Genomic DNA, 24462 nt, shown 5'->3' on the forward strand with positions numbered 1-24462 from the left:
GGAGAGCGATGAAGCGACAGTCGTACCCGATTCTCGAGTTCGATCCCGATACCACAGCGCTCATCAACGCCGCTGATCACATGGAACCGGTCGACATACCGGAACACTGCGTACCGTGCTTTTTCAGCGACGTGATCGAGCAACTTGTGCGCGCCGGAAAAGCGAGAGTCATGACCGAACTGGTGGCTGAGTCGGGCAGTACGCCGGTCTATGAAGTGTCGGTCGGCGAGGCAAAAGTGGCGCTGTTCAACCCTGGACTTGGTGGTCCAAGCGCTGCGAAGAACATGGAGAAGGTCATTGCTCTGGGTTGCGACAAGTTCGTCGCATGCGGAGGGGCAGGGGTACTGGATACGGCGATACAGTTGGGCCATGTCATCGTTCCGGACTCAGCTGTGCGGGATGAAGGGACGTCGTATCACTACTTGGCTCCTGGTCGCGAGGCAAAGGCGAGCCCAGCAGGACTTGCCGCCATTACGCGGGTTCTGGCCGATCACGATGTTCCATACATCGTCGCGAAAACCTGGACCACAGACGCCTTCTACCGCTCGACGCCGGGGAAAATACGAACACGCAAGGCAGAAGGTTGCTTGACTGTCGAGATGGAATGTGCGGCGTTTTTCGCCGTCGCGATGTTTCGTGGCGTCATCTTCTCCCAACTGTTATATGGGGGAGATGACCTAGGTTCCGACAAATGGGATTCAAGGGATTGGACGAAGCAGGCGACGATCCGAGAGAGACTGTTTTGGTTGGCCGCAGAATCGTGTCTCGCAATTCAGGAGTGAAGTTTCGCACAGGGGGCTAGACGTGATGGCGCAAGTGGATGAACTGATGAAAGCGGTCAAAGCGAATGATGCGGACCGAGTGTCGAACATGCTCGCAGAAGATGCTAGTTTGGTGAATGCGCAAGTCGATGGAAATACCGTCTTGTTGACAGCCGCTTATTACGGATCGAAGGACGTCATCCCGGTGCTGTTGCGCCACGAGGTAGACGTCAACTTCTTCGAAGCTGCAGCGATTGGGCAAATCGAGGCAGTAAAAAGTTTTCTTGAGACCGATTCAAGCCTTTTGAACACCTATTCCCACGATGGTTTCACAGCGCTCGGTCTTGCCTCGTTCTTCGGGCACGGCGAGATTGTGCGGGAATTACTTGCTCGCGGCGCAGACGTGCACGCCGTATCGCGCAACGAAATGACGGTGATGGCCCTCCATTCAGCCGTAGCCCACGGGCACACCAACATCGCTGCGATGCTCTTGGAACACGGGGCTGACGTCAACGCGAAACAACACAGCGGATTTACACCACTGCTGGAGGCAGTGCACAATGAGCAGAAGGACATGATCGAGCTCTTGGTAGAGCACGGTGCCGACGTGCATCTCGCAAAAGATGACGGTGAAACCCCACTCGCGCTGGCCAGGCAGTCGGGCAATGGGGAAGCTATCGCGATCTTGACGCGAGCAGGAGGTATGTGAGCAGGAGGCATGTGAGCAAGAGGCATGTGAGCAGGAGGCATGTGAGCAGGAGGCATGTGAGCAGGAGGCATGTGAGCAGGAAGCTGTTCCGGTACTGAAGCGTGCCATTTGTGGGCATGCCGATAATGGCGGTCGGGGCGGCCGACAGTCGCAGGCGCGTTGAAGGAGGTGGAGAGGTGTATTACTTTATGTTCGAGGCGGAGCCGAAACCAGACAGTCCGGAACGGGAGACCTCGGACGGCGCCTTTATCAACTGCTGGGTAAGGGACAACGACGACCAATCTGCGCTCGAGCAAGCCACCCGATATATCGAGGCCCAGGGCTGGGAGATTATCCGGGTGGAAGAGCAGTGTGTGGCCGAACGCGATGGGTATGTCGATGACGATGAACTTCCAGAGTCGCTAGTGGCGTTCAATCACGCTCGCCAAAGTGGAATTGCGGCGGTTTTTTATCGGTGGTCGGAGGAGCAAGGCGACGAAGGCTAAACAAGAGACTCATTGGTGGGAGAGAGACGTTTGGAAATTCGACTAGATGACATGACCGACTCTCAGGTCATTGCGTTGATTGGACAGCACCTGCGCAGTATGGAGGACTACTCACCTGCTGCAAGTATCCATGCGCTCGACTTAGACAATCTGCGACGCCCGGACATCACATTTTGGACAGTGTGGGAAGGGGACGAACTCCTGGGTTGCGGCGCGCTCAAGGACCTCGGCGGCGGGCACGGAGAAGTGAAGTCGATGCGGACAGCGACGGCACACCTGAGAAAGGGCGTCGCGCGCTACGTGCTGCAGCACATCGTGGCCGAAGCTAGGCAGCGGGGGTACTACAGGTTGAGTCTGGAAACGGGATCAAACGAAGCGTTCGATCCCGCAAAGAAATTATACGCAACGTTCGGGTTCGAGCTTTGTCGGCCCTTTGCGGACTATCAGGAGGACCCGTACAGCGTCTTCATGACGATGGAGTTGTGACGCATTATTCTTTAGTGCCTGAGTCAATCGTGCCTGCTGCAATGGCACCTGTGGTGCCTGCTGCAAAGGTACCTGCTGCAATCGTGCCTTGGTGAAAGGCCAACTGCCACCGTCCGTCGATCAGTTTCCAAATGCTGCTGCGAAGGGTGTTGCGCATCCGAGTCCGGTTTTCACAGCGGTACGTGGTCAGCACCACGCCGTCTGCGAGGGGATGCACCTGGAAGTCGGACATGCTGACATCCCATGGTTCGAGTCCACCTTCCACAACACAGTCTTTTTTGTAGAAAATGATTCCTGAGCTTCCGATTTCGAAAAACTCGTCGGCCAATACTTTGGCCATTTCCGCCGGTGTCACGCGGACTTCCGGTTTGAGGTGCTGTAACTCGAGAGCGTGCAGGATTTGCGTCAACTCGTCCATTTGGTCTGCCTCCCCTTAGGATGAGTGTACCTCACAGACCGTCCATACGGCTGTCAATTGTTCGTGATCAACTTGTCCTGCAATCGCTGTTTTGCATATTGGCAGCAACGCATCCTTCGTGCATACTATAGGCGGGCATCAGCGTGGGGCTCGTGGAGCTTTACCACAGTGAGTTTCACACATCGAGCTTTACACACCGAGTTTCATACGATTGCAGATGAGTTCGACGTGAGAGCGTGCGCACCTGTGCGTACCACCGATGGGGCAATGACCCCGCTGCCTCTGGCGCGGTCAGAATCTCTCAGGTCACGCAGCGTCGGACGATGCAACTCTGGAGAAGCCGCTTTGGTGTTTGCGGCTACCGACGGGGTAACCAGGACGTGGTCGGATGGCAGGTCACCAGCCAGATGGCCAAGTGCGTGCCTGGAGAACTCTCAGGTCGACAAGACAGAGACACGCGAGGAATTGTTTGCGCGTGTCCTTTTTCATGTCTGTACGTAGATTGCGCGTGGGGTGTAGTAATCTGTTGCACCCTAAGAACGAGGAGGGATGGCTATGACACTGCTTCGCACACCGCTCTACCCCGTGTACGCAGAGTTCGGCGCCAAAACGGTTGAGTTTGGCGGCTGGGACATGCCGGTGCAGTTTGCGAGCGGCATCAATGCGGAACACGAAGCCGTGCGCCAGCGCGTGGGACTGTTCGACGTGTCACACATGGGTGAGTTTGAGGTGACTGGACCGGACGCACAGGGGTTTTTGCAGCACCTCATCACCAACGACGCAAGCAAGCTGGAGCCTGGGATGGCGATGTACTCCCCGCTGACGAACGATGAGGGCGGTTGCGTCGATGACCTCCTCGTGTACTGCTTCGCCGACGATCACTACTGGACGGTTGTCAACGCCGGGAACATCGCCAAGGATTTCGCCTGGATGCAGCCTCACGTCGGGACTTACAACGTCACGCTTATCAATCGGTCGGAGGACATCGCGCTGCTCGCGTTGCAAGGGCCAAACGCCGAATCACTTTTGCAGCCGTTGACCGACACCGCTCTCGCTGACATCCGCTTCTACCGTTTCGCGCAAGGGCAAGTGGCGGGGGTGAACGCCGTGATCTCCCGTACAGGCTACACCGGGGAAGATGGCTTTGAGTTGTACGTTGACGCAGAACAGGCGGTTGGTCTGTGGCATTCGCTCGTCGCGGCGGGTGAAGCGTATGGCCTTGTGCCGTGCGGACTGGGCGCCCGCGACACGCTGCGGCTTGAGGCCCGGCTGCCGCTGTATGGGCACGAGATTACCGACTCCATCTCGCCGCTCGAAGGTGGCCTGTCACCATTTGTGAAGCTCGAAGCCTCCGACTTTCCGGGCCGCGACGTTCTCGCGAAGCAGAAGGCGGACGGTGTCCCGCGCAAGGTCGTGGGGTTGCAGATGACGGAGCGCGGCATTCCGCGGGCAGGCTATGCCGTCTACGACGGTGACCGTGAAGTCGGCTTCATTACGTCCGGTACGATGTCACCGACCTTGCACCAGGCCATCGGCCTCGCCCTCGTCGCAACGGACGTGGCGACGGTTGGGAATCCGCTCTACGTCGACATTCGCGGCAAACGAACCGCGTGCGAGATTGTGAAGACGCCGTTTTACAAGCGGCCCAAGGCGTAAGCCGTACCTAGAGGAGGCGCACCAGTGAGCACATTCAGCTACATTCCTCACACAGAGGAAGACCAAAAGGCCATGCTGTCCGCGCTTGGCCTGACCGACATCTCCGGCCTCTTCGCTGACATTCCGGAGAGCGTGCGTATGAACCGCCCGCTCGATTTGCCGAAGTCCATGCCGGAGGTTGAACTCGAGCGCCACATGCAGACGCTTGCACGCAGGAACCTCGACCTCAGCCAGGTCACCAGCTTTCTCGGCGCTGGCGCATATGAACACTATCAGCCGAGTGTGGTTGATGCCATCATCAGTCGTTCTGAGTTTTACACGTCGTACACGCCATACCAGCCAGAGATTAGCCAAGGCCTGCTTCAGGCGACCTTTGAGTACCAGACGATGGTCGCCGAGTTGACGGGCATGGACCTCGCCAATGCGTCGATGTACGACGGCCCGACGGCACTCGCCGAGGCGGGGCTCGTCTGCTGCGCACAGACAGGGCGCAACAAACTGCTCGTGGCCCGCTCGGTGCACCCGGAATACCGAGCCGTACTCCAAACTTACGCTTCCGGACAGTCTGTGGAAGTCGTCGAAATTCCATATCTAGACGGCGTGCTTGACCTCGACGAGCTCTCGGCTGCCTGCGACGACACGGTGGCTGGAGTGCTCGTGCAGTACCCGAACTTCTTTGGCGCCATCGAAGACCTTGCGGCCATCAACGATGTCGCACACAAGGCGGGGGCGCTGTTTGTGACGAGTGTCTACCCAATCGCGCTCGGCCTGCTCGAACCGCCAGGCAGCTTCGGCGCCGACATCGTGGTGGCAGAGGGCCAGTCGCTTGGCAACGGGATCTCGTTTGGCGGCCCTTACCTCGGCGTCATGGCCGCGAAGCACGACCTGATGCGCAAGATGCCAGGGCGCATTGTTGGTCAGACGACTGATCACGATGGTCGTCGCGGCTTCGTCCTCACCCTGCAAGCCCGTGAGCAGCACATCCGGCGCGAGAAGGCGACGTCGAACATCTGCTCCAACCAGGCACTGAACGCCATCGCGGCCGCCGTCTTTCTCAGCTACGTTGGCAAGCAGGGGATTGGCGAACTTGCCGAGCAAAACTACCACAAGGCACACTACCTGGCGAAACGCCTGGGGTCCCTGCCTGGCGTTGAGCGCGTGTTTGACCGGCCGTTCTTCAACGAGTTCGTCGTCCGCCTCGACCGCCCGGTCGCCGAAGTGCAAGAGAGAATGCTGACCGGTGGTTACCTCTTCGGACTTGACCTCGGCCGGTACTACGAAGAGTTGCCGAACACGGTGCTCTTGAACGTGACAGAACTGCGCACGCGAGAAGAACTCGACGCCGTGTGCGACGCTTGGGAGGCGATCCGATGAGTCTCGTCAAAGAGGGAGATTTGCCGCTTGTCTTCGAACGCAGCCACGCGGGGCGCACGGCCTGCCGCTTGCCTGAGCTCGACGTGCCGGTCGCAGATACGAGTAGTCTCGGCGCCTATCAGCGCAAAGAAGCCCCGCATCTGCCGGAGCTTTCGGAAGTGGACGTGATCCGCCACTTCACCGCTCTGTCGACACGCAACCACGGCGTCGACTCTGGGTTCTACCCGCTTGGCTCCTGCACGATGAAGTACAACCCAAAGCGCAACGAACGCGCCGCCCGTCTGCCAGGGTTTGCGCAGATTCACCCGTATCAGCCGGAGTCGACCGTGCAGGGTGCTTTGGCGTTGCTGTATCGCTTGCAACTTGACCTCGCCGAAATCACAGGCATGGATGCCATTAGCTTGCAGCCGGCCGCCGGCGCGCAGGGGGAGTGGACGGGTCTGATGATGATCTCGGCCTATCACCGCGCGAACGGTCAGCACCGAGACAAGGTCATTGTGCCGGACTCCTCCCACGGCACAAACCCGGCGAGCGTGTCGATGGCGGGCCTCAAAGCGGTGACGATTCCGTCGACGCCAGACGGCTCGGTCGACCTTGCGGCACTGCGCGATGCGGTCGGTCCGGACACCGCCGCTTTGATGTTGACCAACCCGAGCACGCTTGGGCTGTTTGAGCAGGACATTATCGAGATCGCGGAAATTGTCCACGCGGCTGGCGGCCTGCTGTACTACGACGGTGCGAACGCGAACGCCATTCTCGGCAAAGCGCGCCCTGGCGACATGGGCTTTGACGTCGTGCATCTCAACCTGCACAAGACGTTTTCGACGCCGCACGGCGGCGGCGGGCCAGGCGCTGGCCCGGTCGGCGTGAAGGCGCACCTTGCACCGTACCTGCCGAAACCGGTCGTGGCACAGGAAGTGGACGGTGTGTACCGGCTCGATTGGGACCGGCCGCAGTCCATTGGCAAGGTGAAAGGGTTCTACGGCAACTTCGGGATCCTCGTACGTGCCTACAGCTACATCCGCACGATGGGACCGGACGGCCTGCAGCAGGTGTCGGAGTCGGCGGTGCTGTCGGCGAACTACCTGATGAAGCGGTTGTCGGAGGCCTACGACGTACCGTTCAATCGCGTCTGCAAGCACGAGTTCGTGCTCTCCGGGCGGCGGCAGAAGAAATCTGGTGTGCGGACACTTGATATCGCGAAGCGACTGCTCGACTTTGGCGTCCACCCGCCGACGATTTACTTCCCGCTCATCGTTGAGGAGTGCCTAATGATTGAGCCAACCGAGAGCGAGAGCCTCGAGACGCTCGACGAGTTTGCGGACATCATGCTGCAGATTGCGAAGGAAGCCGAGGAGAATCCGGAGCACGTGAAGTCGGCGCCGCACCGCACGGTGGTGGGACGCTTGGACGAGACGAAGGCTGCTCGGAGTCCGGTCCTGCGCTACGAGTGGAAGTAGGTTAGAACTGCACGGAGAATTTCATCGGGACTGTCCGCCAAGATGCTGGTGGGCAGTCCCTTTTCATGTGCTGAAAAGGACATATAGATTTGGGAAACTGCATCGATGTAGGCCTGCTGTAATGACTAAATATTGAGAATAACTTCCGCGTGAGGCTCATATTCGTATTGATATGAACAACATTTTCGTTGCCGAAGCGCGCTCTGCTGTGAGCGGTGGTCCTGTTGCGCCCATATCATTACCCCACCCGGTATGTTTAAGTTGCCTTGCCTGGATTTGTGTGTGATGGCAAGGATCGCATGTGAGCGCGGGCGAGCCTGGGCGCGGTGGGGCGCGGTGGGGCGCCTATGTGATCGAAAGGATCGCATGTGAGCGCGACTGCGGGCCCTATGTGATCGAAAGGATCGCATGTGAGCGCGACCTGGGGCGCTATGTGATCGAAAGGATCACATGTGAGCGCGACTGCGGGCCCTATGTGATCGAAAGGATCGCATGTGAGCGCGACCTGGGGCGCTATGTGATCGAAAGGATCACATGTCAGCACGACTGCGGGCGCTATGCGATCGAAAGGATCGCATGTGAGCGCGATCACGCCGCCTATGTGATCGAAAGGACCGCATGCCAGCGCGACTGCCGCACCATGCTGCCTGTAAGCGTCCTCGCTGAACACTTTCACGGAAAGGGGTGTACCAAAATGGCTGAGCGGAACAATCGTGTTGCCATTATCGCTTCTGGCCCAGGCATCGAGACAGCGTACAAGGTATTAAACATTGCCACAGCCGCAGCTGCAAGTGACGCGGAAGTAACTGTCTTCTGCACATTTGATGGTTTGATGATGATTCACAAGGACGCTGCAAACATGCTTCACCTTGGGCCAGGAAGAGAGCATTTGGCCGCCGGGTTTAAGCAAGCCAATGTGCTCACCGTACCAGAGATGCTGGAACTGGCGAAGGACACCGGTGTCAAATTTATTGCCTGCCAGATGACGATGGATGTGATGGGCATTCGTCGCGAGGATCTGATGGACGGCATTGAAGTTGGCGGAGCCGTGGCATTTTTAGACTTTGCCTTTGATGCGGACATCTCGGTGACTTTTTGAGGCAAGGTGCACACACCGTGTTACGTGGATAAATTCCTGGCAGGGGGGAGTAACTTGGACGGTTCTCAATATACAGCTAGCAAAACGATCGACTGTCAAGGACTATCATGCCCACTTCCTGTGGTAAGAGCCAAGAAAGCGATTGACGAAATTGCTGTCGGGGAGGTACTTGAGGTTCTTGCGACCGACCCAGGGTCGGTGAAAGACGTGCCAGGTTGGGCCAGACGAGTTGGCCATGTCTTTCTGGAAACCATTCATGACGGAAAGGTCTACAAGCACTACATTCGCAAGGCCGGGAAGGGGGCCGTTCATTCGTGACAGAGCCGGAGGCGTCACCGACTCCAAGGACTTCCGTAGCGGAAGTGTTTGCGCATATTATTCAGCACGATCCGCTGTTTATTCTCGATGTGCGAAATGAAGAGGACTACCGGGATTGGCGAATTGAAGGGCCGTCCGTACAATCTGTCAACGTGCCGTACTTCGATTTGCTTGATGACCTAGGCCCACTCGAAGGAAAGCTTCCATCAGACACCTCTGTGCTTGTTGTCTGTGCGAAGGAGGGGTCGTCCGACTACGTCGCGTTGCAATTGCGCGAACAAGGGCGACACGACGTGTCTGTCCTTGAGGGTGGGATGAAACAGTGGAGTCAGCACTTGCACGTGGTGAAAGTTGGGGACCTTTCTGGTGGTGGAGCGCTGTATCAGTGTGTGCGGGTCGGCAAAGGCTGCTTGTCCTACATCATTGCCGGAGGAGGAGAAGCAGTCGTCGTCGATGCCGCTCGGATGACTCAGGTGTATGAGTCGTTTGCGAAGGAGTTAGGCGTGCAAATCCGTCACTTGATGGACACACACCTGCACGCCGATCATATTTCAGGGGGCCGGAGACTGGCAGCGGGAATAGGTGCGGACTATTGGTTGCCGCCAGGGGATGCAGAAAACGTGAACTATTCATATAGCCCATTAGGTGACGGGATCACGGTCACAATCGCGGACGGGACGATCAGTATCAGGGCTGTTGCCTCACCAGGGCATACGTCTGGGAGTACAAGTTTGGTGGTCGACAATACCTACCTGTTGTCTGGCGACACCCTGTTTGTCAAATCCATCGGTCGACCAGACCTTGCTGGTAAAGCTGGCGACTGGGCATACGATTTGTACACTACACTCTACCGGACCTATCAAAACTTGAATCCAGACTTGACCGTGCTGCCGGCGCACTACGCCAATTCAGACGAGTTAGACGGGGCAGGGCGTGTACTGTCGAAACTTGGCACTTTGTTTCAGGAGAACCGTGCCCTGTCGGTTACAGATGCATCCGAGTTTCATCGCCTCGTCACGGAACACCTGCCTCAGCAGCCGAACGCATACCAACAAATTCGGGAGGTCAACATGGGCAGATTTAGCGTCTTGGAGGACGCTCAACTCGAGGAGATGGAGATCGGCCCTAATCGTTGCGCTGTCAGCGGTTAGCGCGAGGCCGCACGAGCAAAGCGGCCACTTGGGCCCGGCGGTCCGGTCCCCACCGAAGGTCTGGGTCCCCCCCGAAGGTCCGGTCCCCACCGAAGGACCGGGCCCCCACCGAAGGACCGGGCCCCTACCGAATGGGCTGTCCTGCCAGGCATCTGTTGCCTGGCAGGCAGCCTCCACTTTGGTCTTTGAAGTCCGGGGTCATCTTGCTGGTACCGCTGAAGAGTGGTTTTAAGTGTGCTGTGGCGACAGTTCGCGCCACAAGATGCGGACGTTGCTTTTGTGGAAGGATGTGATTCCCTTGGCTAACGGCTGCCCGTCAAACGTCAGCACCTGCGCAGATACGTTTGCCACGTCGTCGACGGCACGACCTTGTTGCAGGCCTTCACGAACCGTAGTTTCCAACGCAGCAAGGTAGTCCTCAGCAATGGCAAATCGCCGCTCGACCTCCGCGCTCCCCTCCGCGTACGGCCCGTGTTGTGGAATCACGAGATTGACCTGATGCTGTACAAACACTCCCCGGAGTCCCTTCAGAGTCGCGCAGTAGTCGTAATATGATGTGTAGATAAATGGAAACTCCAGCGCCGACAGGTAGTCGCCGACCACTGCCACGTGGTTCTTGATGGTGACGAGACCATCGTTTGTGTGCCCCTTGGCATGCACAAAGTGTACGTCCTGATACGACTCTCCGTCCGCAAAGTGCCGCGCAAATTGGATGCGGTTCAACACCCCGTGCCAGGGGCGGTTCACGTAGTACTGACTGTCAAACAGTTCAATTTTCGCCGCAGCACGCTGTTCGTTGTCCGTGTCCCAGGTCGATGCTCCCCAGACCCCGTACTCCGGCGCAAAATAGGGAACGCCAGCAATGTGGTCAAAGTCCGAGTGAGTGAGAATCAGATTCAACTCGCGTCCGTGTTGATATGGTGCGACAAAAGAGCGGATCTCCCGGATTTCATCGTCGAAGTAGCACGGGTCAAACAGGTACACTCCACCGTCGTCTATCACCATCACGCTCTGCAACTGCTGCATGTGACTCGTTCGCACGTACACGCCGTCTCGCACGGACTCAATCACTCGAATTCCCCCGATTTTCCTCTGTTCAGCGCATCTCACTGGCTGGTATGATTCTATCAAACAATGGACGTAGGGGGTGAGCAGGTGCTACCCGAGAGTCATATGGCGGGAAAGCTCGAGCGAGTCGAGCAAACGAACCAGGAACTCGAGATGATCCTCGATTCTGTCTATGACGACATCCTCATTGCAGACGGACAGGGGGTTGTCCTGCGTGCATCCAAGTCCATGGAGAGCAGTTACAAGCTGTCGATTGAATCGATCATCGGTCAGAGCGTGTTTGAACTAGAACGGCAGAAAATTTTCTACCCCTCTGTGACAGCGCGTGTGATTCGAGAGCGCACGCGGCAGTCCATGATTCAGGAAAGCGCGAGCGGCAAGAAGTTCCTCGTGACCGGCATCCCGGTCTTTGACGACGAGGGTGAAATCTATAGGATTGTCACATACTCGCACGACGTGACAGAGCTGGTAGAACTCCGGACGCTGACGGCAGAGATGTCATCGGAAATGGAGAAGGTCCGGACGGAACTCGAGCAGTTGCAGACCCGCGATGCGCAACTGCATGGCTTAATCGCTGTCAGTCACGTGAGCCAGTCGTTTGTACGCACTGCGCTGCAAGTCAGTAAGCACGATGTACCCGTGCTGCTGCTCGGAGAATCGGGCGTGGGGAAAGGTGCGTTTGCGCGCTTCATTCACCGTGCGTCACCTCGGTCGGATGGGCCGTTTATCGAGATCAACTGCGGGGCCATCCCAGAATCCCTGGTCGAGTCGGAGCTGTTTGGCTATGAGGAAGGTGCGTTCACAGGCGCGCGCCGTCGAGGCAAGCCCGGCTTGCTCGAGTTGGCAGAGAACGGGACGCTGTTTTTGGACGAGATCGCGGAACTGCCGCTACGCGTCCAAGTCAAGCTGCTGCACGTGATTCAAAACAGACAGTTCATCCGCGTCGGCGGCAGTCAGACGCTCACGGCAAACTTTCGGCTGATCACGGCGACGAACCGCAACCTTGAGCAGATGGTCGAAGACCGGCTCTTCCGCGACGACCTGTACTTTCGACTGAACATTGTCTGCCTGCAGATTGAGCCAGTTCGCGAACGCAAGGACGACATAGTTGCGCTGACTCGGCACTTCCTTGACGCCATCAATGACAAGCACGGTCTTCACAAGGCCTTGTCACCGGCCGTCCTGCGGCGGTTTTTGGAGTACGATTGGCCGGGCAACGTTCGAGAGCTAGAGAACCTCATTGAGCGTTTGGTTGTGCTGTCGGAGGAAGACCTGATTCTGGAGCGCGACCTCCCGGCTCGCATGGTGCCATCTGACGTGTTGAATCGGTCGGAGAGTGTCGAGACAGTAAGCTTGCCCGAGCGGCTGGAACAATACGAGCGAGAACTCGTCGCCGAGGCGAGACGCCGTGCCAAGACGACTACCGAGTTAGCGGAGTTACTCGGGGTCAGTCAACCAACGGCTGTGCGAAAGCTCCACAAGTACTTTCCGCAAGACCCGCGCCTCTCTTAACTAATCACATGTGAATAACATTATTCAACACTGCATAGACGGTTCAAACCCTTGCGCTAACTCAAAATTCTTGCAAGTCGCTACGTGATGGGAGCGTGAGTACCCTGCTGGGTATTCGCTCCTGAATAAAACCGACCCGCTGAAAAGGGGCTGGGAAGCCTCGCAACCGACATTTTCTCTGTCCGTGTGCGCATTTTGGCAACATTCTTCGGATTGGCATAGTTCTTGCGAGAGTTATGAGGCAGTGAGAAAGCGTATTCAGTCACAAGGGGGTATGGAAATTGCCGAAGTACGAACCCAGGAATTCGTTTGAATCACCACGGTTCTCCGGTCCAAGAACGTTTATGAGGTTGCCCTGGGTCGAGAAAGCCGAGGAGGGGGTGGATTTCGCAGTCACTGGCATCCCGTTTGATGGAGGACAGTCGTTTCGCACTGGCGCTCGGTTTGGTCCGGAGGCGATTCGCGACTTTTCCGTCCTACTGCGTCCGTACAACCCGGTGCAGGACATCAGTATCTTCGACTACCTGTCTGGCATCGACTACGGAGACATCCCGATTATCCCGGGGTACATCCAGGAGAGCTACGACAAGATGGTGGAGGGGTTAACGCCGCTGCTCCAAGCTGGCATTAAACCGATTGTCCTCGGCGGTGACCACTCTATCACGCTTGGCGAACTGCGCGCGGTCGCGAAACAGTACGGCCCGGTTGGATTGGTCCACTTTGACGCCCACTCTGACACCTGGGACGCCTATTTCGGGATGAAGTACAACCACGGGACCCCGTTCCGGCGTGCCATTGAGGAAGGGTTAATCGTCCCTGAGCGTTCTATCCAGGTCGGGATGCGTGGACCCCTCTACGCACCGGATGACCTCGATGTGGCAAAGAACCTCGGACTCGAGGTCTACACAACGAACGAACTGCGCCAAGTCGGCATCGAAGCGATGATTGACACGATTAAGGAGCGCGTCGGGCAAGGCCCAACTTTCTTCTCGTTCGATATCGACTTCCTCGACCCGGTTTACGCGCCAGGTACCGGTACTCCCGAAGTCGGTGGCGTCACGACGACGGAGGCGCTGGAGTTGGTGCGGGGACTGACCGGGATCAACTTTGTGGCCTTCGACCTAGTCGAAGTGTTGCCGGCGTTCGACCACGGGCAGTTGACCGCGTGTGCGGCGGCGAACGTGGTGTACGAGTTTATCTCACTCATCGCTTTGCAAAAAAAGGCCAAAATGGCCAAGGACATGGGGGTGGCCACGCATGCAGGTTGAACAGCGCAGTATTGAGTTTATCCCGGAAGGGGAGCGCCACGGCAAAGCTCGTGACCTGTTTAACGTCTGGTTCAGCGGCAACATGGTTTTGACGAACATCACTGTCGGAGCCGGCGTTTTTGCACTCGGATTAAACGTCTTCTGGTCCATCGTGGCTGTTGTGCTCGGTAACATTATTGGTGGTTTGTTTATGGCAACTCACTCTGCGCAGGGGCCAAAGCTAGGTGTCCCGCAGATGATCCAAAGCCGCGCGCAGTTTGGCACCATTGGTGCCATTCTGCCGCTCCTGCTCGCACTCTTCATGTACATTGGGTTTTTGTACTACACTGGACTTTTGGCAGCGATGTCGATTCACAGCGCGTTTCCATGGATTTCGGTTTCGATGTCTCTGGTCATCGCCAATGCCATCACGCTCATCATCACGGTGTACGGTTATGACCTGATTCACAAGGTGTACAAGTACTTTGCGTTTCTTGCTGGCATTGTCTTCTTGATTGTCACGGTTGCGCTGTTCCGCGTTCACGTTCCGGCAGGCAGTTGGTCTGTCTCAGACTTTCATATGGGGCCATTCCTCGAAGGGCTCAGCATTGCAACGACGTTCCTGCTCACGTTCGCGCCGTACGTCGCTGACTACTCGCGCTACCTGCCGAAGAAGACCTCGACTGCAGCGACGTTTGGGTGGACGTACTTCGGGAGTGTGCTGAGCAGCGGCTGGACGATGATTCTGGGTGTCGTCCTGTTGGCAAGCGCTGCGAAGTTTGGTTCGGACCCATCTGGGTACTTTGCACAGTTCCTCGGGCGTGGGTTTGCGCCCATCATGTACGTCGTCATCATCTTCGGTGTGATTTTTGCGAACATCCTCAACTTGTACTGCGCCTACATGGCGATTGTGACAACCGTCGAACCGTTCACAAAAGCGAAGTTCACGCCGGGTAAGCGCTTTGGCATCACGGTCGGTGTAGCGATTGTCGCGACGTTCATCGGCATTGCCGGTCAGGGCGAATTGCTGAAAATCATCAACGACTTCATGTTGATGCTGCAGTATGTGATGGTGCCGTGGAGCGCCATCAACCTTGTCGACTTCTATTTGCTCCGCCACGGAAATTACGATATCAAGGAGATTTTCAAGCTGCGCGGACGGTATGGGATGTTCAACTGGATCGCAGTCTTTGCGTACTTTGTGACGTTTGCCGCGGAAATTCCGTTCATGAACGTGTCATTTTTCGAAGGGCCCATCTCGAGAGCGCTTGGCCACGGTGACATTGCTTGGGTTGTAGCGCTCATCTTGCCGAGCATGTTGTATTACTTCCCAATGAAAGCGAGACTGTCGAGAAATGGTGAGTTGGCTGAGATTCACGGTGGCTTGTCGGCGAGTTAACGCTGAACTGAGCAACTCTCATTGACAAACGTAAGCTTTGCAACGCCTGGCCTGAACAGTGGCATTGGAAGTCACTGTTCAGGCCAGTTGACGTCCGTGTGGCTGTAGTCAGTTCGGTTCAGGGACTGGACGGCATGAGAAGGAGTGGAGACTCATCATCTTTGGATTCTGATGGTAGGATAACTGTAAGCCGTGAGAGAACGACTTAAGGAGGCTAGCGATGGCTACACTTGGTGCTTGGCCTAGTGAAGCAGCCTCCTTTTGAACCGAAAGCCAACGGGGGATTGATTTGAACACCTTTCCGGTCATGCACAGCTTGCTCGCGAGTGAGGCGCTGGCGAACTTCGTGAGTGAGAATTACAGCGTAGGTCAAGTGGTCACGTGCAAATTACTGAGCAAAGGGTTAAACGACACGTATCTCATTGGCACCAGTGACGACAGCTATGTTCTACGCGTGTACCGCACACCGTGGAGAAGTAAATCTGAGGTGCTGTATGAACTGGAAGTACTGGACTTCCTCGCTCACCACGGGGCGTCCGTGTCAGCCCCAGTCCCAAACGGGTTCGGCCAACTTGCCTGCGAAGTGCCTGCGCCCGAGGGTATGCGCTGTCTGGCCTTGTTTACGTACGCCGAAGGAAGACGGACACGTCTAAACCCTGACATCAGTTTTGCTTATGGGCAGACGGTCGGTCAGCTTCACAGCCTAACCGATGACTTCGTGTCTACACATACCCGTCCGGGGTTGGACTTTGCACAGTTGTTGGACGAGCCAATCAGACGCTTTTCGTCGGTCATGACGGAGTTCGGTGGGGACATCGCGTACGTCCAGGCCTTCGCGTGTGCCATCCGTGATCAGCTGTCTCAGTGCGATTTAAACGTTGGCTTTTGTCACGGAGATGTTCATGACTGGAATGCCCATTGGAATGGGAATGAGTTGACGTTTTTCGACTTCGACTGTTGTGGGCCAGGTTATCGTGCCTATGACCTGGCGGTGTTTCTGTGGAATCTGAAAACGAACTACAAAGGAGAAGAAGCACAGAACTGGGCGTCCTTCATCGACGGATACCGAACGGTGAGAACCCTGACCGACAGTGAGCTTCAGTCCATTCCTTGGTTTGTAGCGGCAAGAAGGATATGGCTTGCCGGTGTGTACTTGTCCAATGAGGACGTCTGGGGAACGGGGATTATAAACGAGGGGTTCTTCCGCGCCTTTGTTGACCAACTCAAAGGGGACGAAAGTGACCTCGGTGTGCAGATTGGATAGTACGGCCAGCTGTGTGTCACCTTGTCGCGCTTGGTACTCCGTTCAGTGGCACTCGAACTTGACGCTTGTCTGGGGTATCCGAGATACTGGAAGGTGGAACTGCTGGAAACTAAAATGTGGGGCGGAGGGATACATGTGAAGATGCGTAAACTTGGCAACCAAGGCTTGGTCGTCTCTGAGCTTGGACTCGGGTGCATGGGCATGTCCGACTTCTATGGCGGGCGCAATGACGAGGAGTCCATCGAGACCATCCACCGCGCCATGGAACTTGGCGTCACGTTCTTCGATACCGCCGATATGTATGGTGTCGGGAAGAACGAAGAACTCGTCGGCAAGGCGCTCAAGGGTCGGCGCGACGACGTCATCATAGCGACAAAGTTTGGCAACGTCCGGGATGCAGAAGGCCGCTTTCTCGGCATTAACGGTCGCCCAGAGTACGTGAAGAGTGCCTGCGACGCGAGCTTGAAGCGGCTCGCTGTGGACCACATTGACCTCTACTACCAACACCGGGTCGATCCCGATGTTCCGATCGAAGAGACGGTCGGCGCGATGGCGGAACTGGTGCAGGCTGGTAAGGTGCGGTACATAGGCCTGTCGGAAGCTGCAGCAGGCACGATTCGCCGTGCGGCAACAGTCCATCCAATCACGGCGCTGCAAACGGAGTACTCGCTTTGGACGCGTGACATTGAGGATGAGATTCTGCCGACGTGCCGCGAACTCGGCATCGGCTTTGTCCCGTATAGCCCGCTTGGGCGGGGGTTCTTGACGGGGCAGATTCAGACCCCGGACGACTTCGAAGACGGGGATACGCGGAAGACCTCTCCGCGCTTTCAGGGTGAGAACTTCCAGAAGAACCTCGACCTTGTCGATCGCATTAAGGAGATGGCGGCTGAGAAAGGAGTGCAGCCGTCACAGTTGGCACTGGCCTGGCTACTCGCGCAAGGGGAAGACATTGTGCCGATTCCGGGCACCAAGCGCCGCAAGTACCTGGAGGAGAACATCGCAGCGGCCAACATCACGTTGAGCCAGCACGACCTGGCACGGATCGACGAGATCGCCCCGCAAGGCATTACGGCCGGTGCACGGTACCCTGAGCACGCCATGCGGGCGGTCAACCGCTAATATATGCCAGAGTGCATCACATAGAGGCGCGGCCGCGGCGGGGATGTGGCCATGCCAGCCGCCCGGGGCCGTCTATGTGATCGAAAGGATCACATAGAGGCGCGCCCGCGGCGGGGATGTGATCGAAAGGATCACATAGCCGCGCGCCCGCGGCGGGGATGTGATCGAAAGGATCACATAGCAGCGCGCCCGCGGCGGGGATGTGATCGAAAGGATCACATAGGGGCGCGCCCGCGGCGGGGATGTGATCGAAAGGATCACATAGCCGCGCGATCACGGCCGGGATGTGATCGAAAGGATCACATAGAGGCGCGATCCCGGCGGGGATGTGATCGAAAGGATCACATAGAGGCGCAATCCCGGCGGGGATGTGATCGAAAGGATCACATAGAGGCGCGATCCCGGCGGGGATGTGATCGAAAGGATCACATAGAGGCGCAATCCCGGCGGCGATGTGATCGAAAGGATCACATAGCCGCGCGATCCCGGCGGGGATGTGATCGAAAGGATCACATAGAGGCGCGCCCGCGGCGGGGATGTGATCGAAAGGATCACATAGCCGCGCAATCCCGGCGGGGATGTGATCGAAAGGATCACATAGAGGCGCGCCCGCGGCGGCTATGTGCCGCGCCCGCGCCCGCGGCGAGATCACGTTGGACAATCCCGCCAATGTGGCGCAAATGGCCCCGCAACGCCAAAATGCCTCATGCTCCTGCGGAGCACAAATTATGATCAAAATAGCCGCAAACGGCTATTTTCCCATCAATGCCGCCGACCAGGTGGCCCCTAGTCCCCCTCGTAGACTACGGCACTGTCGCGTAACAGTCTCGGCGACAGGCAGGCCCTCAATGCCCACTAATCTATCGAATTCCGCGACGTTTGCCCGCTGTGTTATGATCATATTTCGAGAAAATAATAGGCGGAGGGTGGAACGAAGTGTCTTCATCTCAGAAATCGGAGGCGACGGGTCACGTCCCTGCGTCGCAGTCCGAACACCAGCCCGACCACCGCCAGCCGAGTCACGACTGCCAGCCGAGTCACGACTGCCAGCCGAGTCACGACTGCCAGCCCGACCACCGTCAGCCGAGTCACGACCGCCGGCATGAATCCGAACACCCCGACCACCACCACGCCCCCGAGCATAAATCCGACCGCCGGCCCGACCACCATCAGCATGAGTCCGAACACTACACGGTCGGCCGGACGGGTGGGGATAGTCGCTCCGTTAACCCCTGGTTGGTGTTGTCGGTCACCGCACTTGGTGTGCTGCTTGTCATGGTCAACGTCGGCTCCATGAACGTGGCGCTGCCAGCGATTGCGCGGCATTTTCATACCGGCGCGGCACTCAGCAACTGGATCTTGCTGTCCTTCATGCTCGTCAACACGGTTCTGATTCTGGTATTCGGCCAATTCTCCGACTCCTTCGGGAGGCGCAAGCTGTACCTTTTGGGTATGGCCATCTTTACGTTGGCGAGCTTCGCAGTCGGGTTTTCGCCCAATATCGGAACCTTTCTCATCCTGCGGGTTTTGCAAGCTGCAGGTGGGGCACTCGTGATCACTAACAACACGGCACTTATCACCGACGCTTTTTCAGAGAGCAAGCTAGGGACCGGGCTCAGCCTGAATGTCCTCATCAGTTCGGCGGCGCAACTCGTCGGTCCCGTTGTCGGCGGAGCCCTCGCGTCTAACCTGGGGTGGGAGTGGGTGTTCTGGGCGGGGGTGCCGATTGGTGTAATCGGGGTCGTCTGGGGAATATTTGCTCTACGTGAGTTGCCTTCCATCGGATCGGGCGCGAAGCTAGACTGGTGGGGCGCCGTCATCACCTTGATTGGCACGAGCGGGTTTATCATCGCATTGTCTGAGGGGACATCGCTCGGTTGGGGCAGTCCCCTCGTCGTCAGCGGGTTTGTCTCCTTTGTTGTGCTCATCCCTCTCCTCCGGTGGGTGGAGAGGCGCGCACAGACGCCAATGTTCGACTTCCGCGTGTTTCGTGACCAGGCGTACTCGATGGCGAACATCGCGACGTTCCTGAACTCTTTCTCGCGGATCTCGGTGGTACTCTTGGTCAGCCTCTACCTGCAATCGGTGCTGCACGACAGCGCGTTTCGCGCTGGGCTGGTTGTGCTGCCGGTGACCATCGGGATCTTGCTGGCGTCTCCTGTGACGGGCGCGCTCAGCAACCGCCTACCGGCGCGGATTCTCTCGACCGCGGGCCTCGCGCTCAGCGCGATCGGACTGATTCTGCTCGTGTTCGGGCTGCGTCCGCACTTGTTGTTTACGCTCAACGCAATCGGGATGGGGTTGGTCGGGTTCGGATCTGGCGTCTTTCTGACGCCAAACACCCGCTCCATCATGCTCGCAGTGCCCACGGACAGGCGCGGGTTTGCAAACGGACTGCGCTCGATGCTGCAGAATATGGGCCAGGTGTTTAGCACCGCCATCAGCCTGACGATTGTCACAGCCATGCTCCCACGGCGGCTGCAGGACGCGGTCTACGTGGGGATGAATGCGCCGTTCAGCGCGCGCGACTTACACCTGCTCACGGTGGGATACCGCTATGCAGTGTTGGCGTTGCTACTAGCGACGCTGCTCAGCATGGTAGCGTCGTCGCTGCGGGGGCAGCCGCAAGAAGCAGTTTGATCCACAACGCGGCTTGACACACTTGTCCTGTGCTCGTTGACACGCCGCACACCATTCGAGATGATGGCGTCGAGAGGTGATAGTAAAGATGACAGAACTGTTTGGACCGAAAGGGCTTATGGAGGTCGTGGAATCTGGTCGAATTCCGCCGAACTGCGATGTGACCCTGCAAATGAAGCCGACTTTCGCGGCTGACGGTGTAGCCCGGGGTGAGTGGACGATCGACGAGAAATTCGTCAACGGCATCGGCGTCTGCATGGGCGGCTACCTGGCGGCCGCTACGGACACGATGATGGCGTACGCCATCGCAAGCCAACTCGGGGAGGGACAGACGTTTTCCACGATCGATTTACATACGACGTTCCACCGACCAGCGTTTGTCGGCGTGGCTGAAGTCGAAGCTCGAGTCGAGCGACTTGGGCGGCAGGTGGCTTACCTGACGGCGGACGTGACGCAAAACGGGAAGAAGGCTGTCAGCGCTGTGTCTTCTGTGATGATTTTTTCCAACCCGGAGGAGCGATGAGGATGTCAGATGAAGGTCGCGAGGCGTTGGAGTACACTGTGGAGTCGACTGTGCATACGGACTTTCGCGAGGAGTTGTCGTACACCTCGTACCTGCAGTTGGACCGAATTTTGGACAGCCAGACGCGTCAGTCCGGCCACCACGACGAGATGCTCTTCATCATCATTCATCAGGCGAGCGAGTTGTGGATGAAGCTCATCCTGCACGAGTTAGCCGCCGCTGCGGCTGCCATCCGTGCTGACAACCTCGAACCGGCCTTCAAAATGCTTGCGCGGGTCGCGCGTGTTCAAGAGCAACTGATTCAGTCGTGGGGTGTGCTGTCGACTCTGACGCCAGCCGAGTACATGGAGTTTCGTGACTTGCTCGGGCACGCGTCAGGCTTTCAGTCGTATCAAAACCGCCTGATTGAGTTTGCGCTCGGCTACAAGCGCGCCTCGGTGCTGCCCGTGTACGCTCACGACCGGGATCTGCATAATCGGATGCAACAAGCACTGACACAGCCGTCAATCTACGACGTGGCGATTGCGGTCCTCGCAAAGCGGGGCTTTGCCATTGATGCAAATTGCCTCGAACGTGACTGGTCACAGCCGCATCAAGCGAATGCGAGTGTGCAGGCCGCGTGGCTAGAGGTGTATCGCAACGTGGGCCAGTACTGGGACTTGTATGAGCTGGCGGAAAAGTTGGTGGACATCGAAGACCGTCAGTAACAGTGGCGGTTCAACCACATGAAGACGGTGGAGCGCATCATCGGGTACCGCATGGGGACGGGTGGGTCGTCTGGTGTCGGCTATCTGAAACAGGTGCTCGACCACCGCTTTTTCCCGGAACTGTGGCAGTTGCGAACTGAGCTGTAGGGGAGTATCGATAGGTGAAGAGGAACGTCTTTCTGTTGGTCACCGCTTTGTTTATTGCCTCACTAAATCTGCGACCTGCAATTAACTCGGTCGCTCCACTGCTCGGGACGATGAGCGCAGACTTAGGCATGACCGCAGCGACTGCAAGTTTGCTCACGTCCATCCCGGTGCTGTGTATGGGGGTCTTTTCACCGCTTGCAGCGAAGGCAAGCGGTAAGTGGGGTATGGAACGTGTGGTTGGTATCTCGCTGCTCGTGATTGGCGTCGGCACGGTGTTGCGCCTGTTTACTCACTCGGTGGATGTTTTACTGTTGACTGCTCTTGTCGCCGGTGCTGGCATCGCGTTTATCGGCCCGCTGCTGCCAGGCTTTATCAAGCTACACTTCCCCAACCACGTGCCCCCGCTGATCGCCGTCTACACGGTTGCCCTGACCCTCGGCGCTGCAGTGAGCACTTGGCTGTCCATCCCTTTGCAGCATGGCTTTCATTCGTGGCAAGGTTCACTCGCATTTTGGGCGGTGATTGCGTTTGTGGCGGCCGCCGTGTGGTGGCTGTTCGTTCAGGTTCTGATGAAGAATCCCGCTTCCGCACACCCAGCAGGGGTGAGCGTGAAGTTGCCTTGGGGGAGTGGTCGGGCCTGGCTGATCACGCTGTCCTTCGGTCTGATGGGCTTTTTGTTCTACTCGCTGACAGCGTGGCTGCCGCAAATCATTGAAGGAATGGGCTACTCCAAGTCCTATTCGGCAAATGCTCTGACGCTCTTTGTTGCGATTCAGATTCCGGTCAGTTTGGTGCTGCCACTTGTACTGAGGAGATACCCTTCGCGCCGATTGTGGCTGGTGGTTGAGTCGCTGTTGGAGTTGGCCGGGTTGCTGTTACTGGTGTCCCACGTCGACCCGTACCTAGCGTGCGCAACGATTGGCATCGGAGCAGGCGGACTGTTTCCCTTGAACCTTCTGCTGCCGATCGACGTGACCAATCACCACCACGAGGCTGCGGCATGGTCCGCCAAAGCACAGTCAGTCGGCTATGTGATGAGCGCCTTAGGCCCCGTCGTCTTGGGCTGGATTTACGACGGCACCCACAGTTTTGCCTCGGCTATGTTCGCCATGATCGCGATCATCGTCGTTATGGTAGTGGTCCAAATCGCAGCGACGGCGAAGCGTGCGGTGCCCTCGCGCGAGCACGAGCATCCTGTTTCGACGCCAAGCTAAGCGCCACTTGTGTTTCCCGGGGCGGCGTGCGGTGGCGCTGGCGCGGTGCGGGCCTGTCAGGCACATAGCCGGCAGGATCGCGCTGCTAAGTGATCCTTTCAGGCACATAGCCGGCCGGTTCGCGCTGCTCAGTGATCCTTTTTGACACATAGGCGGCGGCATCGCGCAGCTAAGTGATCCTTTTTGGAACATAGCCGCCGCTGTCGCGAGGCTATGTGATCCTTTTTGACACTTAGCGGCCGGGATCGCGCTGCTAAGTGATCCTTTCAGGCACATAGCCGCCGCTGTCGCGAGGCTATGTGATCCTTTCAGGCACATAGCCGGCCGGTTCGCGCATCTATGTGATCCTTTTTGGCACATAGCGGCCACGGACGCGCGGCTATGTGATCCTTTCAGGCACATAGCCGCCGGGGACGCGCGGCTAAGTGATCCTTTTTGACACATAGCGGCCACGGGCGCGCATCTATGTGATCCTTTCGATCACATCGCCGCACGCCCCCGGGAGTTCTCGCCTGGGCACACGTCATTGTTTCATATTTAGCTATTTAGCTATATGATGAAACCAAAGTGAAATATGCGGAGGGCAGGTGACCGGAGTGAACGAGAGCGTCTTCAAGGCGATGTCGGATGGCACGCGGCGCAAAGTGCTCGAGTTGTTGAAGAACGGGCCGATGACAGCGGGGGACATCGCCAGTCGCTTTCCGCACGCACAGCCCACCATTAGTCGGCACCTAAGCGTTCTCAAAAACGCGAACTTGGTAGTCGATGAGCGGGACGGAACGTTTATCATGTACCGCCTCAACACCACAGTCCTGCAGGAGTGGTTGGCATGGGTCATGGAGCATTTCGGAGGGGGAGACGGTCATGAAGATGAGGATGAGGATGAAAATGAACTCGAAAGCGACCGTGAAGACGGCTAAGGAATCGCCCGCGAAGCCTGACACGAAAACGACCGCGAAGCCGGACACGGAAGCGCCCGTAACGCCGGACACGAGCACGGCCGTGAAGAAGGGTAACGCCATTCCGTGGTGGGGTTGGCTGGCGTGGGGTCTCATGGTGGCGTGTGGCGTCGTCGCGTTTTTCTTTCTGCCAGTCCATGTACCGAAGGTTCGTCTGAACGGGCACCATGCCGGGTTCTCGACGCCGCGGGACTTCGTGGTGGCGTACGAGCCAGCGCTTATCCTCGCCATCATGCTGCTTTGGCAAGTGTTTTGGCGCATTGACCCGAAGCGGCGCAACTACGATCGCTTTTGGGGGACCTACCGCTTTATTGGAGGTGCGGTTGTCGTCTTCATCGGGCTCGTCTACTTGTGGGTGCTCGGGCGCGCGCTCGGGATTCTCGCATCCCAGACCATGCGCTTCGCGCCGACCTTTGTCGGACTGATGTTTCTGGCCATCACGAATGTCCTGCCCCGTCTCCAACCCAACTGGTGGGTCGGCGTCCGCACACCGTGGACACTGTCGAGCGATGCGGTATGGGTGCGGACACATCGGTTCGGAGGGTACCTTGGCATCCCGACCGCGATCGTCATCATCGCCCTGTCCTGGGTTCTTCCGCCGTCGCCGTTGCTGGTCCTGGCCGTCGCGGGACCGGTTGTGTTGTGGGCCAGCGTTACGGTTGTGGCATCCTACTTCTACGCGCAGTCGCCCTAATGGCGAACCGTGCGGTACGATAGACGCACACAAACTCAAACCAGTCCGG

Annotated in this window: 23 protein-coding genes, 1 pseudogene and 1 riboswitch; of the genes and pseudogenes, 21 read left to right on the plus strand and 3 right to left on the minus strand. The window is 57.7% G+C overall.

Translation table 11 applies throughout. The features are described 5' to 3' along the window. Nucleotides 1–8 precede the first annotated feature (8 nt). From JC200_RS16635 to JC200_RS16650, 4 genes are all read left to right on the plus strand, one after another. Entirely contained in the window at nucleotides 9–782 is a 774-nt protein-coding gene (locus JC200_RS16635) for a nucleoside phosphorylase (protein ID WP_274432808.1), read from the plus strand. Nucleotides 783–807: 25 nt separating this feature from the next. Beyond that, entirely contained in the window at nucleotides 808–1470 is a 663-nt protein-coding gene (locus JC200_RS16640; protein ID WP_274432809.1) for an ankyrin repeat domain-containing protein, read from the plus strand. Nucleotides 1471–1646: 176 nt separating this feature from the next. Then, nucleotides 1647–1955, plus strand: coding sequence for a hypothetical protein (locus JC200_RS16645; RefSeq protein WP_274432810.1), 309 nt, complete (start codon nucleotides 1647–1649; stop codon nucleotides 1953–1955). A gap of 30 nt (nucleotides 1956–1985) precedes the next feature. Continuing rightward, complete coding sequence (locus JC200_RS16650) at nucleotides 1986–2441, plus strand: GNAT family N-acetyltransferase (protein ID WP_274432811.1); 456 nt, start codon at nucleotides 1986–1988, stop codon at nucleotides 2439–2441. 4 nt (nucleotides 2442–2445) lie between these two features. On the opposite strand, the gene JC200_RS16655 is transcribed toward JC200_RS16650, so the two are convergent. Next, nucleotides 2446–2859, minus strand: coding sequence for a nuclear transport factor 2 family protein (locus tag JC200_RS16655; protein ID WP_274432812.1), 414 nt, complete (start codon nucleotides 2857–2859; stop codon nucleotides 2446–2448). 217 nt (nucleotides 2860–3076) lie between these two features. Continuing rightward, nucleotides 3077–3185: riboswitch (glycine riboswitch) on the plus strand. A gap of 229 nt (nucleotides 3186–3414) precedes the next feature. Between JC200_RS16655 and gcvT the strand changes: the two genes are divergently transcribed. From gcvT to JC200_RS16685, 6 genes are all read left to right on the plus strand, one after another. Then, nucleotides 3415–4515 (plus strand): glycine cleavage system aminomethyltransferase GcvT, encoded by a 1101-nt coding sequence (gcvT, locus tag JC200_RS16660; protein WP_274432814.1) that lies wholly within the window; start codon nucleotides 3415–3417, stop codon nucleotides 4513–4515. A gap of 24 nt (nucleotides 4516–4539) precedes the next feature. Then, the gene (gcvPA, locus tag JC200_RS16665) at nucleotides 4540–5889 is read left to right on the plus strand and encodes an aminomethyl-transferring glycine dehydrogenase subunit GcvPA (protein WP_274432815.1); all 1350 of its coding nucleotides are present in this window, start codon (nucleotides 4540–4542) and stop codon (nucleotides 5887–5889) included. Next, complete coding sequence (gcvPB, locus tag JC200_RS16670) at nucleotides 5886–7349, plus strand: aminomethyl-transferring glycine dehydrogenase subunit GcvPB (RefSeq protein ID WP_274432816.1); 1464 nt, start codon at nucleotides 5886–5888, stop codon at nucleotides 7347–7349. Before gcvPA ends, gcvPB begins: the two co-directional genes overlap by 4 nt. Nucleotides 7350–8043: 694 nt before the next feature. After that, nucleotides 8044–8448, plus strand: a complete 405-nt coding sequence (locus tag JC200_RS16675; protein ID WP_274436576.1) for a DsrE/DsrF/DrsH-like family protein — start codon at nucleotides 8044–8046, stop codon at nucleotides 8446–8448. 54 nt (nucleotides 8449–8502) lie between these two features. Then, a complete protein-coding gene (locus JC200_RS16680; protein WP_274432817.1) occupies nucleotides 8503–8766 on the plus strand; it encodes a sulfurtransferase TusA family protein in 264 nt (87 codons plus the stop codon). Next, nucleotides 8763–9917 carry an MBL fold metallo-hydrolase gene (locus JC200_RS16685; protein ID WP_443111830.1) on the plus strand — a complete coding sequence of 385 codons (1155 nt, stop codon included), beginning with the start codon at nucleotides 8763–8765 and terminating at the stop codon, nucleotides 9915–9917. Before JC200_RS16680 ends, JC200_RS16685 begins: the two co-directional genes overlap by 4 nt. Nucleotides 9918–10145: 228 nt before the next feature. Here the strand turns inward: JC200_RS16685 and JC200_RS16690 are convergent, their stop codons facing one another. Continuing rightward, the gene (locus tag JC200_RS16690; RefSeq protein ID WP_274432818.1) at nucleotides 10146–10988 is read right to left on the minus strand and encodes an MBL fold metallo-hydrolase; all 843 of its coding nucleotides are present in this window, start codon (nucleotides 10986–10988) and stop codon (nucleotides 10146–10148) included. Nucleotides 10989–11072: 84 nt separating this feature from the next. On the opposite strand from JC200_RS16690, the gene JC200_RS16695 reads away from it, so the two are divergent. The 5 genes from JC200_RS16695 (at nucleotide 11073) to JC200_RS16715 (ending at nucleotide 17529) form a co-directional block, all read left to right on the plus strand. Further along, nucleotides 11073–12497, plus strand: coding sequence for a sigma-54 interaction domain-containing protein (locus tag JC200_RS16695; protein WP_274432820.1), 1425 nt, complete (start codon nucleotides 11073–11075; stop codon nucleotides 12495–12497). Between the two features lie 281 nt (nucleotides 12498–12778). Beyond that, complete coding sequence (gene speB / locus JC200_RS16700) at nucleotides 12779–13765, plus strand: agmatinase (protein WP_274432821.1); 987 nt, start codon at nucleotides 12779–12781, stop codon at nucleotides 13763–13765. Further along, the gene (locus JC200_RS16705; RefSeq protein ID WP_274432822.1) at nucleotides 13755–15143 is read left to right on the plus strand and encodes a purine-cytosine permease family protein; all 1389 of its coding nucleotides are present in this window, start codon (nucleotides 13755–13757) and stop codon (nucleotides 15141–15143) included. Before speB ends, JC200_RS16705 begins: the two co-directional genes overlap by 11 nt. Before the next feature lie 289 nt (nucleotides 15144–15432). After that, complete coding sequence (locus JC200_RS16710; RefSeq protein WP_274432823.1) at nucleotides 15433–16407, plus strand: phosphotransferase enzyme family protein; 975 nt, start codon at nucleotides 15433–15435, stop codon at nucleotides 16405–16407. Nucleotides 16408–16542: 135 nt separating this feature from the next. After that, nucleotides 16543–17529 (plus strand): aldo/keto reductase, encoded by a 987-nt coding sequence (locus JC200_RS16715; protein WP_274432824.1) that lies wholly within the window; start codon nucleotides 16543–16545, stop codon nucleotides 17527–17529. Nucleotides 17530–17802: 273 nt separating this feature from the next. Here the strand turns inward: JC200_RS16715 and JC200_RS16720 are convergent, their stop codons facing one another. Beyond that, nucleotides 17803–18126, minus strand: a complete 324-nt coding sequence (locus tag JC200_RS16720) for a hypothetical protein (RefSeq protein WP_274432825.1) — start codon at nucleotides 18124–18126, stop codon at nucleotides 17803–17805. A gap of 339 nt (nucleotides 18127–18465) precedes the next feature. On the opposite strand from JC200_RS16720, the gene JC200_RS16725 reads away from it, so the two are divergent. The 6 genes and pseudogenes from JC200_RS16725 (at nucleotide 18466) to JC200_RS16750 (ending at nucleotide 24413) form a co-directional block, all read left to right on the plus strand. Beyond that, nucleotides 18466–20169, plus strand: coding sequence for an MFS transporter (locus JC200_RS16725; protein WP_274432826.1), 1704 nt, complete (start codon nucleotides 18466–18468; stop codon nucleotides 20167–20169). A gap of 88 nt (nucleotides 20170–20257) precedes the next feature. Further along, a complete protein-coding gene (locus JC200_RS16730) occupies nucleotides 20258–20692 on the plus strand; it encodes a PaaI family thioesterase (protein ID WP_274432827.1) in 435 nt (144 codons plus the stop codon). Between the two features lie 2 nt (nucleotides 20693–20694). Continuing rightward, a pseudogene (kynA, locus tag JC200_RS16735) lies at nucleotides 20695–21546 on the plus strand (tryptophan 2,3-dioxygenase). Nucleotides 21547–21560: 14 nt separating this feature from the next. Beyond that, entirely contained in the window at nucleotides 21561–22760 is a 1200-nt protein-coding gene (locus JC200_RS16740) for an MFS transporter (protein WP_274432828.1), read from the plus strand. 596 nt (nucleotides 22761–23356) lie between these two features. Further along, nucleotides 23357–23680, plus strand: a complete 324-nt coding sequence (locus JC200_RS16745) for an autorepressor SdpR family transcription factor (protein ID WP_274432829.1) — start codon at nucleotides 23357–23359, stop codon at nucleotides 23678–23680. Beyond that, a complete protein-coding gene (locus JC200_RS16750; RefSeq protein ID WP_274432830.1) occupies nucleotides 23649–24413 on the plus strand; it encodes an SdpI family protein in 765 nt (254 codons plus the stop codon). The genes JC200_RS16745 and JC200_RS16750 overlap by 32 nt, the downstream gene beginning before the upstream one ends. The last annotated feature ends 49 nt before the right edge of the window (nucleotides 24414–24462 follow it).

It is taken from the genome of Alicyclobacillus sp. ALC3 (assembly GCF_028751195.1).
GTDB lineage: Bacteria > Bacillota > Bacilli > Alicyclobacillales > Alicyclobacillaceae > Alicyclobacillus_L.